The sequence below is a fragment of the Methylobacterium sp. Leaf87 genome (assembly GCF_001422775.1).
Taxonomy (GTDB): Bacteria; Pseudomonadota; Alphaproteobacteria; order Rhizobiales; family Beijerinckiaceae; genus Methylobacterium.
The window spans coordinates 280,885-296,627 of record NZ_LMMI01000012.1; the positions used below are offsets into that span (position 1 = coordinate 280,885).

Here is a 15,743-nt window from a genome sequence, read left to right on the forward strand (position 1 = left end):
ACGGTCGGCTCTTGTCTTGGGCAGCATGGCGCAGTGGGAATTTTGTCAGAGCCACCGAGCAAATCCTCTGCATCCACCATACACGCTCGCTTGAATCACGCCCGGGGGAGGCACGACAATCTCGGTACTGTGTGCGGGGAGTCTCCGTTGCAGTCTCGATAGACGCTTCCCGGAGGCTACCTTGTGTGAATGCAGAACTCAAACAGGCATCCGCCGCGATCCATCCATTACGTCGGAGTCTGCAACGACTGCTACTACAATGCCCACCGGATCTGCGGAGGTCGACGCATCATTCATCAGAGATGGAAGTCTATACAACCTGCGATGTAGGGCCAAATGACGTGGTCATCTTCGCCGAGGGTGATGAACCCCAGGCCATGGCCGAACGAAATGCTACGGACCTTGACGCACGATGGTTGTCGGGCCCGTGCGGCGAATGAACCGATTTCTCAGGAGCAGGTTCCAGAAGCCAGGCTGCGCCGAGCAGATTACAGGGGTCATGACATCCGTCGCTGTGGCTTCGAAGTTTTCAGCCCTGTTTGAGCCGATCCTGTTCTTCAGTGAAAATCACGGCTCCGGTACACCCTCCGATCGGGTGGCGCGGAGAAGTCCGTGGTTTCGGGCGGAAGCTTGAAACCGCCCTCGCGCAGGCTGCGGAGTTCGGCGGTGAGGTCGCGGAAGCGTTCGGCGAGGAGATGGACCACAAGTCCCTGGCGCTGGATGCGGCCACGCACGGCGAGGAAGCGTGCACCCATGGCGACGGCGCGATGAGCCTCGAACACCTTCGCCCACACGATGACGTTGGCGATGCCGGTTTCGTCCTCGAGAGTGAGGAAAACCGTCCCATGGGCCGTGCCGGGCCGCTGGCGGGTTAGCACGAGCCCCGCCACGGTGACGCGGGCGTTGTTGGGCACCCGCATCGAGTCGTGGTGGTCGCGGGCGGGAATCGCACCGATCCGGGCGAGCCGCGCCCGGAAGAACGCCACCGGATGACCCTTCAGCGAGAGCCCGGTGGTGACGTAATCCGCGGCCACGTGCTCGGATTCGGCCATGGCCGGCAGGGCCAAGGTGGGCTCGGCCCGAAACAGTCCGTCATCGGCATGAAAGGCGAACAGCGGTAGCGGCGCTTCCAGCAGGTGCGCGCGCCGGTCCGTCGCGGTCCAGGCGGCGGCCTTTCTGGAGCTTGTACCCTCCAGGGTCCGTACCGCCCACAGGGCCGCGCGCCGATCGAGGTCGAGGGAGCGGAAGGCATCGGCCTCGGCCAAGCGTTCCAGGGCGTTGCGCGGCAGGACGAGGGCCGCCTGCAATCCCTCGATGCTGGCGTAGCCGTTGCCGCGAAGGGCCACGAGACGGCGCATGGCGACCTCCGACACGCCGCTGATCTGGCGCAGGCCGAGCCGCACGGCGAGCCGTCGGGGAACCTCCGGGGGTGGGGGCTCCGAAGCCGGTTCCAGGGTGCAGTCCCAGTCGCTGGCGTTCACGTCGACCCCGCGCACCTCGACCCCGTGGGCGCGGGCGTCGCGGACGAGTTGGGCCGGCTGGTAGAAGCCCATGGGCTGGGCGTTGAGGATCGCGGCGAGGAAGACGTCGGGGTGCCGGCACTTCATCCAGGCCGAGGCGTAGACGAGGAGCGCGAAGCTCGCCGCGTGGCTCTCGGGAAAGCCGTAGGTGGAGAACCCCTCGATCTGCTTGAAGCAGCGTTCGGTGAAGTCGCGCGGGTAGCCGCGCGCCACCATGCCCTCCACGAACTTGGTGCGGAAGTTCACGATCTCGCCGTTGTGCCGGAAGGTCGCCATGGCCCGGCGCAGGCCGTCGGCCTCGGACGGCAGGAACCCCGCCGCCGTGATGGCGATCTGCATGGCGTGCTCCTGGAACAGGGGGACGCCGTAGGTTCGCTTGAGCACGCTCTCGAGTTCGTTCGCCGGACCTTGGCTCGGATGGGGCGAGGGGTAGACGACCGGCTCCAGGTTCTGCCGCCGGCGCAGATACGGATGCACCATGTCGCCCTGGATCGGGCCGGGGCGGACGATGGCGACCTGCACCACGAGGTCGTAGAATTCGGCCGGTTTCAGGCGCGGCAGCATCGACATCTGCGCCCGGCTCTCGACCTGGAACACGCCGACGGAGTCGGCCTTCGACAGCATGGCGTAGACGGCCGGGTCGGCAGGCGGGAGGTCGGAGAGGGTCGGGTAGTCGTGGCCGTAGTCGCGGGCGAGGAAGTCGAGGCCGCGCTTGAGGCAGCTCAGCATGCCCAGCGCCAGGATATCGACCTTCATCAGGCCGAGCACGTCGATGTCGTCCTTGTCCCACTCGATGAAGGTGCGGTCCGCCATGGCGGCGTTGCCCACCGGCACGGTCTCGTCGAGGCGCCCGCGCGTGAGCACGAACCCGCCGACATGCTGCGACAGGTGGCGCGGGAAGCCGATGAGGGCGTGGGCGAGATCCAGCGCCTGCCGGATCGCCGGGTTCTTCGGGTCGAGGCCGGCCTGCTCGACATGGGCGTCGGGCAGGGCGGCGCCCCACGAGCCCCACACGGTGTCGGCCATCAGCCCGGTGATGTCCGAGGTGAGGCCCAGCACCTTGCCGACCTCGCGGATGGCGCTCCGCGGCCGGTAGTGGATCACCGTGGCGCAGATGGCGGCGCGGTCGCGGCCGTAGCGCGTGTAGAGGTATTGGATCACCTCCTCGCGCCGCTCGTGCTCGAAATCGACGTCGATGTCGGGCGGCTCCGCCCTGTTCTCCGAGATGAAGCGCGCGAACAGCAGGCGGATCTCGGTGGGGTCCACCGCCGTAATGCCGAGGCAGTAGCACACCACGGAATTGGCGGCCGAGCCCCGGCCCTGGCACAGGATGCCTCGGCTGCGCGCGAACTCGACGATGTCGAACAGGGTGAGGAAGTAGCGCGCGTAATCCATTTTCGCGATGAGGCGGAGTTCCTCCGCGATCGTCACGGCGATGTTCTCGGGAATTCCATCCGGGTAGCGCCATCGGGCGCGCTCGTGGACCTTGTCCGTGAGGTAGCCCTGCGGGGTCCAGCCCGGCGGCACCGGTTCGTCGGGATACTCGTAACGGAGCTGATCGAGGGAGAAGCCGCAGGCCTGCGCGATCTCCACCGTCCGCGCGATGGCATCCGGATGCTCGGCGAACAGCCGCGCCATGGCGGCGGGGGCCTTGAGGTACCGCTCGGCGTTGGCCTCCAGCCGGTAGCCGGCCTCGCGCAGGGTGCAGCCGGCGCGGATGCAGGCGAGGATGTCTTGCAGGGGGCGCCGGCCGGGCACGTGATAGAGGGCGTCCGATACCGCCACCAGGGGCGCGCCGAGGCGGTTTCCCCACTCGGCGAGGCGGCCGAGGCGCCGGCGCTCGTCGCCGCGATGGCGGTGGCTGCCAGCGAGAAACGTCCGCCCCGGCGCCGCCTCCGCCAGGGCGGCGAGGCGGTCCGCGAAGGCGCCGCCCGGGACCTCCGGCGGCATATCGTCCGACGGCATGGCGATGAACATCTGCCCCGCGCTCGCCCCCAGCATCTCGGCGAAGGAGAAGTGGCAGGCGCCCTTCTCCGCCCGGCGGTTGCCCAGGGTGAGGAGGCGGCACAGGCGGCCATAGGCGTCCCGGTCCATGGGGTAGGTGACCGCCTCGAACCCGCATTCCGTCACCAGGCGCACGCCGACCAGGGTGCGGACGGAGGGTTCCCCGGCCTTGGCCCGGCGCAGGCCCTCCGCATAGGCGCGCACCACGCCCGAAAAGGTGTTGCGGTCGGCGATCCCGATGGCGACGAAGCCGAATTCGGCCGCCCGCGCCACCATCTCCTCCGGGTGCGAGGCCCCGCGCAGGAAGGAGAAGTTCGTGGTGACCGCGAGCTCGGCGTAGGGCGGCGTCATGCTCCCGCCCGGCGGGGAGGCGGCTTCACGCGAACATCCCGTGGACGAACCAGCCGACCGTCTGGGCCCGGGCAAGCGTCTGGGCTGGAGGAAGCGTTTGCGCCGGGGAAGCCGCCTGCCGGTAGACCCACAGGCGGCGACCGGCCTCGTCCTCGACCACGTAATAGTCGCGGGTCGGGGTGGCGCCCGACCACCATTCCCCGGCGATGCGCTCGGGGCCCTCCGCATGGGCGACCCGGTGCAGGCGTCGGCGCCAGCGGAAGCGCTGGGGCGGCCCATCGGGGGCGAGAACGTCCTCGGCCGCTTCGCTGCGGGTGAGGAGAACGAGGGGCCGGGGCAACCCCGCGCCGGCCCGGGCCGGACGGTGCAGGGCGATGCGGGTCACGCGCCACGGCTCGGCCGTCTCGGCCCGCTCGGGCACGTGGCTCTCGTGATGCGCGAGGCGCAGGATGCCGCGCCCGAGGCGCTGGCGCAGGGCATCGGCGAGACCCGCCGCGCCCGTCGCCGCGCGGCCATCCCCCGAGAGATCGCCCTGACGCGCGGTGACCGGGCCGGTGCCGACCACATCGAGGCGCACGGTCTCGAAGCCGAAGCCGGCATCTAGGGCCGCCCCGAGGCGGTCGAGGCGGAGGTCGAGGAGCCGTCCCACCAGCACCGGACAGCGGGTCGGCTCGCTCAAGGCAAGGTCGAGGGTCCGGATCACGCCGTCGACCCGGTGCAGGGTGAGGCGCAGGGCCCGTGCGCCGAGGCCGGCGGCCTCCAGGCGCGGGGCGACGGTCTCCATGAGGCGCGTCGCCGTCGCCACGATGGTGTCCTGATGGCCGATGGGGTCGAGGAAGCCGCGCGCGGCGCCGAACGCCAGCGGTTCGTCGAGGGGGGCCAGGGGGTCGGGCCGGTGCCCGAGGGCCTGGTCGAGGCGCCGGATGAGGGTGTCGCCGAACCGCCGGACCAGGGGCGCACGGGGGGCGTCGGCGAGGTCGCCGATCCGGCGCAGGCCGAGGCGGCCGAGGGCCGCGGCCGCCTCGGGGTCGATGCGCAAGGCGAGGACGGGCAGGCCGCGCAGGGCATCGGCCTCGCCGCCGGGGGGTACGTGACCGCCGGCTCCGTGGCGGGCAAGGGCGAAGGCGCAGCCGGGATTGCCCGCGAGGGCGAGGCGCGCCGGCAGACCGTTGGCGCCGAGGCGCCGGGCGAGGTCGGCCATCAACCCGGCCTCGCCACCGTAGAGGTGGCTCGCCCCCGCGACGTCGAGGAAGAACCCGTCGCGACCCTCGGCCTCGCCGAAGGCCGCGACGCTCGGGGTGTAGCGCTTGGCCCACAGGCACAGGCGATCGAGAGCCGCCGCGTCGGCCTCCGGATCGGCCGGATGGACCGCGAGCAGTGTGTTCAGGCGGGCGCGGGCGCGGGCCAGGGGCTCGCCGGGGCGCAGTCCCAGGGCCCGGGCTCGGGCATCGACGGCGGTGAGGCGCAGGCCCGTCGCTTCCCCGGCGGCGACGACGAGGGGGGACGCATCGTCGTGCGAGCATGCGCGGTGGGGAGACCCATCATGGCCGCCCTGCGCGAGGCCCGCATGCGCCCGCCTCAGGCGGGTGACCGGCCAATGCTCCAGCCAGACCGAAACGATGCGCGGCATGATCCCACTCCAGAAGCCAATCCCCCGTCCGTCCGTTGCGGCAGCGGTCGAGCCGCACCCGCCAGCACGGCCGCTCGATGCAGCCGAACCGGTCGCGCAGGGCCTTGCCGGCGGCGATCCGCCACCGGGTCGCGGCCACGTTGGGGCTCTCTGCCCCCGCCGGGCGTAGGACCACGAGGAGGCCGTCCGTGCGGGCCCCGGCCAGATGCAGCCGCCGGCTCTGGATCAGGGGGATGCCGGCATCGACGAGGCCCGCCACCGCCGCAAGACCGCCCCCGGCGGCGGCTTGCCCCCCGTTGCCTGCGGCTGGGCCACCGTTGCCGCCGGCCCGCAGGGCCTCCTCCAGGGCGCGGTAGACGTCGCGGTCGCTGCCCGCCTCGAACAGGAGCAGCCGGTCCGGGTCGAGGCCGAGGCCAGCGAGGCCGTGGCCGTAGGGCATCGGATGCCCCTTCGCGATGACGAGGAGCGCCTCGCCCCGGACGGCGGCGAGGCGCCGGGCGACGAGGGCAAGGGCGAAGCCCAGGGCTGCCGGCTCGTCGCCCTCGGCCGCGGGGGCGACCTCGTGGAGCTGGCCGAGGCCGAGGCCACCGCCGGGCAGGTGCCCGTCGACGGCGTGGACCCCGAAGGACAGGGTCTTTCGCGGGGCGTCCCGACCATGGTGAAGGGCCACGCGCGCCCGCAGGGATGCGAGCCGTGCGGGAACGTCGGTCGCATCCCCATCCGCCCGGTGGGACGCATCCGGGGATTGGGAATGGGGGTGGGGGCGTTGCGACATCCGGGTGGCTCCATGGCCGGATGATAAGAACAAAACAGGAACATATTCAACCGATTTCCCGTGGCCTTGCCCTCGGCCTGCGACTTCTCGGCGTTCCGTCCCTGTCGCCAGAGGTTTGGCCTGTGGAGGGCTGTGGATGCGTGTGGACGGAGCGCCCGACGTGGTGGGAGCCGCGATCGCGCCTGCGGTCGATTACGTAGCTTGACCCTGGGGAACGGGCAGGGCAGCAATCCAGGCCGCCGCGCGCGAGACGCGGGCTCAGCCGGGAGAGAATGCATGCGCGTCGATCGCGTCCTCGTGGTCCTGTCGGGCCTGTTCGTGTGCGCCGGACCGATCTCGGCCCAAGCCCAAGCCCAGGCTCAGCAGGTCAAGCCGCAAGCCCGCCGGGCGCAGGCCCCGTCCCAGCCGATCCAGGTCTACGACGCGCGCTTCGAGAACGGCGACCTGCGGATCTCCGGCAGCGTGCGCAAGGCCGGCACCACCGTGATCCTCGACGAGGACATCTCCGTCATCGCCGACAGCCGGGGCCGCTTCGTCTTCCGCCTGCCCCACATGCCGAACAATTGCGTCGCGACCCTCAAGGCGGGCGAGGACGAGCGCGAGGTGGTGGTGGGCAATTGCGGTCCGGCGGGCCAGCCTGGGCCGAAGGGAGAGGCGGGTGCCAAGGGGGAGCCCGGCGCCAAGGGGGAGCCCGGCGCAAAGGGCGAGGACGGCGCCACCGGACCTCAGGGCGTCGCCGGCCTTCAAGGCTCACCCGGTCCTCAAGGCGTTCCGGGCGCCAAGGGCGAGACGGGTCCGAAAGGCGAAGCGGGTCCCAAGGGTGACACGGGTCCCAAGGGAGAGATTGGTCCCAAGGGCGACACGGGTCCGAAGGGCGAAGCCGGCGCCAGGGGCGCTGCCGGTCCGCAGGGCCCGGCCGGCGTCGCGGCTCCGGTGGCCGCGTCGTCGCCCCTGCGGGCGGTGCGTCAGGAATCCTGCCCGGCGAGCGGTTGCGCCGTGACCTGCGAGACCGGCGAGACCCTGGTCTCGGCCTATTGCCTGCCGACCGGCATCCCGACCATGAGCAAGGGCACCGGCGCGGCCTGCCCCTCCGAAAGCCAGGGGCTGGTGGCCGTCTGCGGCCGCCTCTGATCCGCCGCCGCGTCCCCGCGAATGCGGAGAGGCAGCCGGATTCCCATCACGGGCGCGCCATCCAGGCGCGCATCCCCTCCGCCGCCGCCCGGCCGCTGGCGAAGGCCCCCTGGAGCAGGTAGCCCCCCGTGGGGGCGTCCCAGTCGAGCATCTCGCCGGCCACGAACGTGCCGGGCCGGGCGTTCAGCATGAAACGGTCGTCGACCTGCCCGAACGGCACGCCGCCGACGGACGAGATCGCGCGTTCGATGGGGCGCGGGGCCAGGAGACGCAGGGGCGCGGCCTTGATCAGGGCCGCGAGGGCCGCCGCATCGCCGGGGAGCGTCGGGCCCGCCGCTTCGCGCAGGAACCCGGCCGCCACGGGGGACAGCCCGGCGGCCTTGCGCAGGCGGTTGGCGAGCGATTCGCCGGGTCTGGTGTTGCCCAGGGCCCGCGCCAGGGCGGCTTCCGCGAGGTCGGGGCGCAGGTCGAGGCTGATGGCGCCGCCCATCCCCTCGGCGAGGGCCGCCCGGATCGCCTGGGAGGCCGCGTAGAGGGCACCGCCCTCGATGCCTTCCGCTGTGATCATCGCCTCGCCGCGAACCCGATGTTCGCCCACGCTCAGGGCGATGCGCTTGAGGGGTTGGCCGGCGAAGCGATCGGCGAACACAGGCGACCAGGCGACGCAGAAGCCGACATTCGAGGCCCGGAGCGGCGTCACCGGAATGCCCTGGCCCTCCAGCACGGGCACCCAGGCCCCGTCCGAGCCGAGGCGCGGCCAGCTCGCGCCGCCGAGCGCCAGCAGCAGGGCGGCGGGACGAGCCGCGACCCGCCCCTCCGGCGTCTCGAACAGCACCGCCCCCGTCTCCGACCATCCGACGAAGCGGTGCCGGGTGCGGAGCGTGACGCCGAGGCCGTCGAGGCGCGCGAGCCAGGCCCGGAGCAGGGGCGAGGCCTTGAAGCTCTCGGGAAACACCCGGCCGCTCGACCCGACGAAGGTCGGCTGGCCGAGATCGGCGCACCATGCCCGCAGGGCCTCCGGCGGAAAGCTCCCGACGGCTCCGGCCAGGGTCCCGTCCTGCGGCTGATAGCGGGCGAGGAAGGCGGGCAGGGGTTCGGAATGGGTGAGGTTGAGGCCGCCCCGCCCGGCGATGAGAAGCTTTCGCGCGGGCGACGGCATCCGGTCGTAGACGGTCACGGCATGGCCGGCCCGCGCCAGAACCTCCGCCGCCATCAGCCCGGCCGGGCCGCCGCCGATCACCGCCGGGCCGCTCTCGTGGTGTTCCGTCATCCGAACTCCGGTGGATCCCGCGCCGCTCGCCCCCGGCAAGCCCGTGGCGCGGGGGCCCTGTCAAGCGCCGCCCTCGATTCGCGTCGCCCTTGATTCGCATGCACCCTGGCCCCAACTCCGGCCCATCGGCTGCGGGCCCCTCTGGCGGGATGCTCTATGATGCGTTCCGTGATGTCGGAGCCGATGCTTTCTCTTCCTCAAGAAGCATCGACGGTCCGCACATGGAACTTCTCACCTACGAATGGCTCGGCAAGCCGGTCTGGATGTGGCTCGGCTTCCACGCCCTGGTCGCGGGTCTGCTCGCCTTCGATCTCGGGCTCCTGCACAAGGACAAGAACCACGAGATCGGCGTGAAGGAGAGCCTGCTCCTCACGGCGTTCTACTTCAGCCTCGGCCTCGTCTTCGGCGGCTGGGTGTGGTGGTACCTCGGGCCGCAGGCGGGGCAGGAATACGTCGCCGGCCTCGTGGTCGAGAAGTCGCTGTCCATGGACAACGTCTTCGTCATCGCCGTCATCCTCACGGCCCTCAACATCCCGCGCGCGGCCCAGCACCGGGTGCTGGTCTGGGGCATCCTCGCCGCCGTGCTCCTGCGCGGTCTGATGATCGGGCTCGGCGCCGCCCTGGTGCACCAGGCCGCCTGGGTGCTGTCGATCTTCGCCGCCTTCCTCATCTTCGCCGGGCTCAAGATGCTGTTCTCGAAGGAGGAGGAGCCCGGCGACATCAACGAGAACCGGGCCGTGCGCTATCTGCAAAAGGTCCTGCGCATCACGCCCGAACTGCACGGCCAGCGCTTCGTGGTGCGCAAACCCGATCCGAAGACCGGCAAGCTCGCCCTGTGGCTGACGCCGATGGCCCTGGCCCTCATCCTCGTCAACGGCGCCGACGTGATCTTCGCCGTCGACAGCGTGCCGGCGATCTTCGCCATCACCACCGACACCTTCGTGGTCTACACATCCAACATCTTCGCCATCCTGGGCCTTCGTGCGCTCTACTTCGCCCTGGCCGCGATGGTGGACCGCTTCGCCTACCTCAAGACGGCGCTCGCCTTCATCCTGATCTTCATCGGCACCAAGATCGTGGTCGCCGACACGTTCGACCTCGTCCACGTGCCGGCCTGGGTGTCGCTCGCCGTCACCGTGGTGCTGCTGGTGGCCGGCGTCAGCTACAGCCTGTGGCGCACGCGGGGCGAGATCCGCCCCGACGCTTCGGAAGCGGACAAGGCCCCGCACCACGCCTGAGGGGAGGGGGCTCTCCCCCCTCCTTCAACTCCGGCCCGGCAGGGCTGCGATGAGATCGCGCAGGGTGGTGATGGTGGAGGCGTCGGCGACCCCGTCGACCCGGGCGGGGCGGAAGTGGCGCTGGAACGCGGTGACCACCGCTCCGGTGCGGGCGTCGAAGACGCCGGTCACCGGCAGGTCGTAGCCGTAGAGGGCGAACATCGCCTGAAGCGCCTCGATGGGCTGGCCGGAATCGCCCTGGGAGAAGAAGCGCCCGTCGCGGATCGGCGTCGGCGTCACCCAATGACCGATGCCGGCCCGCGCGAGGCGGTCCCATGGGAAGTGCTCGCCGGGGTCCTCCTTGCGTTCGGGCGCGATGTCGGAATGGGCCAGCACCCGGTGGCTGGGCACGTTCCAGCGCCCGGTCAGGTCGCCGCAGAGCGCGATCACCGCCGCGATCTGCGCCTCCGGATAAGCCGGCAATCCGCCCGCATGGCCGCCGTTGACGATCTCGATGCCGAGCGACCGGGAATTGACGTCGGTGATGCCCGCCCAGGTGGCCTGCCCGGCATGCCAGGCCCGGCGGCCCTCCGGCACCATCTGCACCACGCGGCCATCCTCCAGCACCACGTAATGCGCCGAGACCTCCGCCACCGGATTGGCAAGGCGCTGCAGGGCGGCCGCCGCACTCTCCATCCCGGTGTAGTGCAGGATCAGCAGGTCGACGGGGCCGCTCCGCCGCTCGCCGTGGTTGGGCGAGGGGTGGACGGAGGTGGCGAGGGGGCTCTCGGCCGTCGGCTTCATCGCAAACCTCGCTCGGCGGCGATCCGGTCGTAGGCCGCGTTGATGGCGGCCAAGCGCCGGGTGGCGATGGTCACGGCCTCCGGCGGCAGGCCGCGCGCCATGGCCCGGTCGGGGTGATTTTCGATGGCCAGGGCGCGGTGGGCCGCCTTGAGGGCGGCGTCGTCCACCCCGTGGTCGAGCCCGAGCACCGCGTAGGGATCGTCCGACAGGCTGACGTGGCGTGCGGCGATGCGGCGGAAGGCCGGCTCGTCGAAGCCGAAGGTCTCGGCCACGGCGCGCAGGTAGCGCTCCTCGGCCTCGTGGATCGCCCCATCGGCCTTGGCGATGTGGAACAGGCCGTCGAGGACGTCCTCGAGCAGGCCCGGTTCGTCGTGGAAGGTGGTGGCGAGCTGGCGCGCATAGGCCTCGAAGCCATTGGACGTGCCCTTGGCGAGATCGAACAGGCGCTGAACCCCGGCGCGCTCGCGTTCGCCCACCTGCACCACCTGGGCGAACGCCTCGATTTCGGAGGGCGTCACCACGCCGTCGGACTTCGCCATCTTGGCGGCGAGGGCCACGAGGCCCGTGGTGAACACCACGTCGCGGGGCGTGGTGCCGAACGGAGCGCCCTCGCGGTCGACGAGGAAATGGCCGGCGACCCCGCCGACGAGACCGCCGATCGGTCCGCCGACGGCGAGGCCGAGACCCGCACCCCCGAGCTTGCCCCAGATGCCGATGCTCATCGTTGGAGACTCGGGCGGGATCTCGGAGCGGACCTCGCGGCCGGGCGCGGCAGGGCAGGGGCGGGGAGCGGGGGCATCGGCGGCCGGGCGGGAGAGGGATCGTGAGGCGCCCTTATACCGGAGGGGTCCGGCGATGCGAGGGGTGACGACAAACGAAGGAAGGGCCGGAGCGTGTGCCCCGGCCCTTCCCGAACTGCGTGGTCCGCCGCGCCCGGAGGCGCGGCATCCCATGGATGAAACTCAGCGGCAGTACACGTCGCCGTAGGCGTCGCGGTAGGTGCCGTAGGGGCAGCGCGGGGCGGTGGAGGCGCCCACGATGGCGCCGCCGGCGCCGCCGATGGCCGCACCCGCGAGCGCGCCGCCGGCCCGGCCAGTCGCCGCGCCGCCGATGGCCGCACCCGCGAGCGCACCGAGGCCGGCGCCGCCGAGGGCGCGATCCTCGGGGGTGTTGCAGGCACCGAGCGAGAGGGCGAGGGCCCCGGCGAGGGTGGCGGCGATGAGCTTCTTCATGGTGCGAGACTCCCGTAGGCGTGGTGGTGTCCGGTCTTGGGCCGGTCCGAATCGAGGCTTGAGCTTAGCTATTCCGCTCAAGGAATGCACGTCCTACGGCTAAGGTTCCCGCCGACGTGGGCTGCGGTCGAAGTTTCCGCATTCGGGCCGATGGTTCGCGGCGCTTTCCGTTCGAGCCCGAAATCCGGTAGGGGTGTGGCCTGTCCGAGAGGTTCCCATGCTGCGCGCCACCACCCTGATCCGCAAAGCCGCCGTCCGCGCCGACGCCGTCGTCGATCGCGTCACCCTCGATCATGGCGCCCGTCAGGCCCTGCCCGCGACCCTGACGGGCGTCGGTGGCCTCGGCTTCACGCCGGCGCTGGCCAAGGCGGCCGGCCTCGAGGACGGCGACGCCTTGCGGCTGGAGGACGGACGCCTGATCCTCGTGGAGGCGGCCCCCGAAGCCCTGCTGGAGGTTCGCGCCACCAACCCCGCCCGTCTGCTGCGCCTCGCCTGGCAGCTCGGCGGCAGCCACGTTCCGGCGGAGATCGCCGCGGAGGTGCTCTACGTCCCGGCTTCGGCCGCCGAACTCGTGCGCGGCCAGGGCTGCACCGGAACCCCCGTGACCCGCGCCTTCAAGCCTGAGCGCGAGGCCCACGACCACAGCCAGTGCGGACACGATCACGGCCATGATCACGCGCACGCGCATTCCCACGGCGAGGCGGGCCAAGCGCATGGGCAAACGCATGGGCAAACGCATGGGCAAACGCATGGGCAAACGCATGGGCATGACCACGGCCACAGTCATGATCACGCGCATGACCACGGCCACACTCATGATCACGCCCACCAGGATCACGGCCACGTCCACGGGCCGGACTGCAAGCACGATCACTGACCGTCCGCCGCGGTGAAGCCGCGCTCGACTCCCATGGCGATGCGATGATTTCCGACGACCTGCGCTTCTCCATCGCGCCCATGATGGATTGGACCGACCGGTACTGCCGGGCGTTCCACCGCACCCTGTCGCGGCGTGCCCGGCTCTACACCGAGATGGTCACCACCGGGGCGGTGCTGCACGGCCCGCGCGACCGCCTGCTCGGCTTTGCCGCCATGGAGCATCCCGTGGCGGTGCAACTCGGCGGCTCGAACCCGGCCGATCTCGCCGCCTCCGCGCGGATCGCCGAGGATTTCGGCTACGACGAGGTCAACCTCAACGTGGGCTGCCCGTCCGACCGGGTGCAGGACGGCCGCTTCGGCGCCTGCCTCATGCGCGAGCCCGCATTGGTGGCGGAGTGCGTCGCCGCCATGAAGGCGGCGGTCTCGGTCCCCGTCACGGTGAAGTGCCGCATCGGCGTCGACGACCAGGACACCGAGATCGCCCTCGACGCCCTCGCGGAGGCGGTGATCGCGGCCGGCATCGACGGCCTCGTGGTGCATGCCCGCAAGGCCTGGCTCCAGGGCCTGTCGCCGAAGGAGAACCGCGACGTGCCGCCACTCGACTACGATCGGGTGGCGCGGCTGAAGCGGGCGCATCCGGGGCTGCCCGTCGCCATCAACGGCGGCATCGCCACCATCGCGGACGCCAAGGCGCAGCTCGCGCATGTGGACGGCGTGATGATCGGGCGTGCCGCCTACACCGATCCGGCGATCCTCCTCGACATCGATCCGGTGCTGTTCGGAGAGGCGGCCCCAGTGGCCGACGCCTTCGCCGCCGTTGAGGCGTTCGTGCCGGTGTTGGCCGACTTCCTCCAGGACGGCGTGCGCCTGCACGGGGTGACCCGGCACATGCTCGGCCTGTTCAACGGCCGCCCCGGTGCCCGGGCCTACCGCCGGCATCTTTCGACCCGTGGCCTCGACCCGGAGGCCGGCGTCGAGATCCTTCGGGAGGCCGTCGCCCTGGTGGCGCGGGCGGAGGCCGAGCGGGATCAGGCGGCTTAGGAACCGCGCAGGATCAGCCGGTCACCGCGCACCTCGAAGCCGGACAGGCGGTCGAGGAAGCTCATGCCCAGGAGATTGTCGCGTAGGGCCCCCGGGCGGCTGACCAGGGCCGGAACCCGGCGCTCGACGATGGTGCCGACCCGCAGCGATTCGAGGAAGACCGGGGCCGCGACCGTTGTGCCGTTGGCGGTGGAGACCCGCACAGCGAACTCCGACGCCGTCGGGCGGATGCCCAGGGCTGCCGCCGTCTCGGCCGTGAGCACCACCGCGCTCGCGCCCGTGTCGAACTGGAAGCCGTGGGACTGGCCGTTGATCTCGGCGCGCACGTGGAAATCGCCGTCCGCCCGGCGGGTGATGGTCACGCTGCCGTCGGTCCCGACCACGGCGCTGCCCGGCCGGACGGCGCCCAGGATCCGCGCGCCGACGGTTCGGGCGTCGTCGCGGTAGGCGTAACCGGCGACGAGGGCGAGGGCGAGGACGCCCCAGATCAGTGCCGCGCGGAGGTTCGCCCCGAGATTGCCCCGGAACTGGTGCCAGAACCCGGCGACGATGACGGCCAGCAGGCTGCCGCTGACGGCGAGACTCGCCAACTGGTCTGGCTCCAGGCCGACGACGCTCTGATTGTCGTGCGAGAACACCAGCACGGCGAGCACGATTCCGAGGGCGACGAGCGCCAGACCGACGACGCTCATGGGGTCGCTCGGGTCGGTACGTCTCGATCCGGTGCAGCCCGGTTCGGGTAGGCCTGGCGCAGGCGCTCGGGCAGCCCGGCCATCACCGCCCGCCGCTGGGGCTCGGACAGCGACCCCCACAGGGCGATCTCGTTGCGCGTGCGCCCACACCCCTCGCACAGGCCCGAGACCGCGTCGAGCAGGCAGAGCTTGGTGCAGGGACTGGAGGGTTTCGCGGCGGCCTGAATCATCCCGGCGTTCATGCCAGCCGGTGCGCCCCGGGATCAAGCCCGGTTGGGTCCGCGCGGAGCCTCACGCCGGCACCATGGCCACGAGGCCCAGGAGGGCGGCGATCTCGGCCACCTGCTGGCAGGCGCCGATGACGTCGCCCGTCTGGCCCCCGATCCGGCGCCGGGCCAGCGCCGTCACCGCCAGGGCGCCCAGGCCGGACAGAAGCAGCATGAGCAGAACGCCGCCGACGGGCAGGCCGAGAAGTCCGCCGAGGAGCGCCAGGGTGAGGGCGAGGGCACCCGCTATCGCGACGGCGGGGCGCCCCGGCCGACCGACGCTGGCGGCGGCACCGTCGCGGCGTGCGGGGACGAGGAGCACCATCGGGGCGAGGGCGGCGGTGCGCGACAGGGCGGCGGCGAGCACGAGGGCGAGGGCCGCGCCGCTCCCCGTCCGGTCGAGGAGGGTGGCGAGCGCCCCGATCCGCAGGGCGAGGGCGAGGACGAGGGCGACGCCCCCATACGCACCGATGCGGCTGTCGCGCATGATCTCGAGACGCCGCTCCCGGGTGGTGCCGCCGCCGAACCCGTCGGCGACGTCGGCCAGACCATCCTCGTGCAGGGCGCCGGTGATCAGGACACCCGTGGCCACCGCCAGGGTCGCGGCGAGGAACGGCCCGAGGCCGAGCCCCCAGGCCGCCAGCAGCACGAGACCACCGGGCAGAGCCAGGACGAGACCGGCCAGGGGCAGCATCCGGGGCACGCGGGTGAAATCCGGAGCGGCATGCGGGTCGCCCTCGCCGGGCAGGGCCGGCACCGGCAGGCGGGAGTAGAAGCGCAGGCACGCAGCCCCGTCGTAGGCGAGGAGGGCCCCCGGGAAGGCCGGCTCGTCCCGCGCATCCTCGCCCATCGCCACGTCGTCCCGCCTTCACCGCCACCCGCCCCGCCGTTATAGCTCCGGGCACAGGCGGCCCGCCATCCCGGCGCAGCG

The 15,743-nt window shown here is 71.8% G+C and carries 14 protein-coding genes; 4 read left to right on the forward strand and 10 right to left on the reverse strand.

Annotated features, from left to right (window positions below; all coding sequences use genetic code 11):
• Positions 1–557: 557 nt before the first annotated feature.
• From ASF22_RS09345 to ASF22_RS09355, 3 genes are read right to left on the reverse strand one after another with little or no spacing between them, the layout of a single operon-like run.
• Positions 558–3,875 (reverse strand): error-prone DNA polymerase, encoded by a 3,318-nt coding sequence (locus ASF22_RS09345; RefSeq protein ID WP_056263556.1) that lies wholly within the window; start codon positions 3,873–3,875, stop codon positions 558–560.
• Between the two features lie 25 nt (positions 3,876–3,900).
• On the reverse strand, positions 3,901–5,505 hold the full coding sequence (locus tag ASF22_RS09350) for a DNA polymerase Y family protein (RefSeq protein WP_056263559.1): 1,605 nt from the start codon (positions 5,503–5,505) through the stop codon (positions 3,901–3,903).
• Positions 5,417–6,280, reverse strand: coding sequence for a hypothetical protein (locus tag ASF22_RS09355; protein WP_056263561.1), 864 nt, complete (start codon positions 6,278–6,280; stop codon positions 5,417–5,419). Before ASF22_RS09355 ends, ASF22_RS09350 begins: the two co-directional genes overlap by 89 nt.
• A 276-nt stretch (positions 6,281–6,556) precedes the next feature.
• Between ASF22_RS09355 and ASF22_RS09360 the strand changes: the two genes are divergently transcribed.
• Positions 6,557–7,411: a collagen-like protein gene (locus ASF22_RS09360; protein WP_056263563.1), complete on the forward strand. Its 855-nt coding sequence runs from the start codon at positions 6,557–6,559 to the stop codon at positions 7,409–7,411.
• 46 nt (positions 7,412–7,457) lie between these two features.
• Here the strand turns inward: ASF22_RS09360 and ASF22_RS09365 are convergent, their stop codons facing one another.
• The gene (locus ASF22_RS09365) at positions 7,458–8,681 is read right to left on the reverse strand and encodes a TIGR03862 family flavoprotein (RefSeq protein ID WP_056263565.1); all 1,224 of its coding nucleotides are present in this window, start codon (positions 8,679–8,681) and stop codon (positions 7,458–7,460) included.
• A gap of 221 nt (positions 8,682–8,902) precedes the next feature.
• Here ASF22_RS09365 and ASF22_RS09370 point away from each other — a divergent pair, with 221 nt between their 5' ends.
• Positions 8,903–9,919, forward strand: coding sequence for a TerC family protein (locus tag ASF22_RS09370; protein ID WP_056263568.1), 1,017 nt, complete (start codon positions 8,903–8,905; stop codon positions 9,917–9,919).
• Positions 9,920–9,943: 24 nt separating this feature from the next.
• On the opposite strand, the gene ASF22_RS09375 is transcribed toward ASF22_RS09370, so the two are convergent.
• The 3 genes from ASF22_RS09375 to ASF22_RS09385 form a co-directional block, all read right to left on the reverse strand.
• A complete protein-coding gene (locus ASF22_RS09375) occupies positions 9,944–10,702 on the reverse strand; it encodes an N-acetylmuramoyl-L-alanine amidase (protein ID WP_056263571.1) in 759 nt (252 codons plus the stop codon).
• Positions 10,699–11,424: a molecular chaperone DjiA gene (locus tag ASF22_RS09380; protein WP_056263573.1), complete on the reverse strand. Its 726-nt coding sequence runs from the start codon at positions 11,422–11,424 to the stop codon at positions 10,699–10,701. Before ASF22_RS09380 ends, ASF22_RS09375 begins: the two co-directional genes overlap by 4 nt.
• A 240-nt stretch (positions 11,425–11,664) precedes the next feature.
• Entirely contained in the window at positions 11,665–11,934 is a 270-nt protein-coding gene (locus ASF22_RS09385; protein ID WP_056088870.1) for a hypothetical protein, read from the reverse strand.
• A 217-nt stretch (positions 11,935–12,151) separates the two neighbouring features.
• Between ASF22_RS09385 and ASF22_RS09390 the strand changes: the two genes are divergently transcribed.
• Both ASF22_RS09390 and dusA read left to right on the forward strand, forming a co-directional pair.
• Complete coding sequence (locus ASF22_RS09390) at positions 12,152–12,811, forward strand: urease accessory protein UreE (protein WP_056263575.1); 660 nt, start codon at positions 12,152–12,154, stop codon at positions 12,809–12,811.
• A 44-nt stretch (positions 12,812–12,855) separates the two neighbouring features.
• Positions 12,856–13,854, forward strand: coding sequence for a tRNA dihydrouridine(20/20a) synthase DusA (gene dusA, locus ASF22_RS09395; RefSeq protein WP_082483597.1), 999 nt, complete (start codon positions 12,856–12,858; stop codon positions 13,852–13,854).
• Here the strand turns inward: dusA and ASF22_RS09400 are convergent.
• The 3 genes from ASF22_RS09400 to cobS all read right to left on the reverse strand — a co-directional run bounded on the left by ASF22_RS09400 (position 13,851) and on the right by cobS (position 15,662).
• Positions 13,851–14,546, reverse strand: coding sequence for a TIGR02281 family clan AA aspartic protease (locus ASF22_RS09400; RefSeq protein ID WP_056263578.1), 696 nt, complete (start codon positions 14,544–14,546; stop codon positions 13,851–13,853). The genes dusA and ASF22_RS09400 overlap by 4 nt on opposite strands.
• Positions 14,543–14,776, reverse strand: a complete 234-nt coding sequence (locus ASF22_RS09405; protein ID WP_056166988.1) for a DUF1289 domain-containing protein — start codon at positions 14,774–14,776, stop codon at positions 14,543–14,545. The genes ASF22_RS09400 and ASF22_RS09405 overlap by 4 nt, the downstream gene beginning before the upstream one ends.
• A gap of 61 nt (positions 14,777–14,837) precedes the next feature.
• Entirely contained in the window at positions 14,838–15,662 is an 825-nt protein-coding gene (gene cobS, locus ASF22_RS09410) for an adenosylcobinamide-GDP ribazoletransferase (RefSeq protein ID WP_056263580.1), read from the reverse strand.
• Positions 15,663–15,743 lie beyond the last annotated feature (81 nt).

Coding starts and splice junctions, on each gene's coding strand:
- ASF22_RS09345 (WP_056263556.1), bottom strand. CDS start 3,875: ATGACGCCGCCCTACGCCGAGCTCGCGGTCACCACGAACTTCTCCTTC.
- ASF22_RS09350 (WP_056263559.1), bottom strand. CDS start 5,505: ATGCCGCGCATCGTTTCGGTCTGGCTGGAGCATTGGCCGGTCACCCGC.
- ASF22_RS09355 (WP_056263561.1), bottom strand. CDS start 6,280: ATGTCGCAACGCCCCCACCCCCATTCCCAATCCCCGGATGCGTCCCAC.
- ASF22_RS09360 (WP_056263563.1), top strand. CDS start 6,557: ATGCGCGTCGATCGCGTCCTCGTGGTCCTGTCGGGCCTGTTCGTGTGC.
- ASF22_RS09365 (WP_056263565.1), bottom strand. CDS start 8,681: ATGACGGAACACCACGAGAGCGGCCCGGCGGTGATCGGCGGCGGCCCG.
- ASF22_RS09370 (WP_056263568.1), top strand. CDS start 8,903: ATGGAACTTCTCACCTACGAATGGCTCGGCAAGCCGGTCTGGATGTGG.
- ASF22_RS09375 (WP_056263571.1), bottom strand. CDS start 10,702: ATGAAGCCGACGGCCGAGAGCCCCCTCGCCACCTCCGTCCACCCCTCG.
- ASF22_RS09380 (WP_056263573.1), bottom strand. CDS start 11,424: ATGAGCATCGGCATCTGGGGCAAGCTCGGGGGTGCGGGTCTCGGCCTC.
- ASF22_RS09385 (WP_056088870.1), bottom strand. CDS start 11,934: ATGAAGAAGCTCATCGCCGCCACCCTCGCCGGGGCCCTCGCCCTCTCG.
- ASF22_RS09390 (WP_056263575.1), top strand. CDS start 12,152: ATGCTGCGCGCCACCACCCTGATCCGCAAAGCCGCCGTCCGCGCCGAC.
- dusA (WP_082483597.1), top strand. CDS start 12,856: ATGATTTCCGACGACCTGCGCTTCTCCATCGCGCCCATGATGGATTGG.
- ASF22_RS09400 (WP_056263578.1), bottom strand. CDS start 14,546: ATGAGCGTCGTCGGTCTGGCGCTCGTCGCCCTCGGAATCGTGCTCGCC.
- ASF22_RS09405 (WP_056166988.1), bottom strand. CDS start 14,776: ATGATTCAGGCCGCCGCGAAACCCTCCAGTCCCTGCACCAAGCTCTGC.
- cobS (WP_056263580.1), bottom strand. CDS start 15,662: ATGGGCGAGGATGCGCGGGACGAGCCGGCCTTCCCGGGGGCCCTCCTC.